Below are 414 nucleotides of genomic sequence, written 5' to 3'. Positions count from 1 at the left end.
ATTCAATAATATCCTTTGCACCCAATCCATTTTCTACAACAAATAATGGCTTTTCAAATCTTTCATAAATTTGATTCATTGTAATTCTTAAACCAAGTGGATCGATGACCCATCCCCAATTACTGGTTTTTAGATGTGGGTTTTTAGCTGAAATAATAATATTACCCTCATTTGTCTCCGCTCTTGAAGTATCTGCAATAGACGTTCTTGATGCATAGTAGCTAAATGCTACAAAATCTACGGTTTGTTTCAATATGTCTCTATCACTTTCGATATCGATAGTAATATTTTTAGATTTAAAATAGGATTCCATGTAATATGGATATTTTCCTTTAGCTTGTACATCAACAAAGAAAGTATTTGTACGCTCATCTATTATAGATTGCCACACGTCTTCTGGATTACAACTATAAG

1 protein-coding gene is annotated in these 414 nt (G+C 31.9%); it reads right to left on the bottom strand.

Going from position 1 to position 414, the window contains the following annotated elements; translation table 11 throughout:
- The coding region (locus tag ACF91D_RS32165) for a family 1 glycosylhydrolase (RefSeq protein ID WP_392438765.1) at nt 1-414 on the bottom strand (414 nt) is incomplete at both ends.

The organism is Staphylococcus sp. 231237_7MaSpsaltlick, assembly GCF_043107035.1.
Note: the sequence above shows the minus strand (reverse complement) of the source record. Positions and strands in the feature narration are given on the sequence as shown.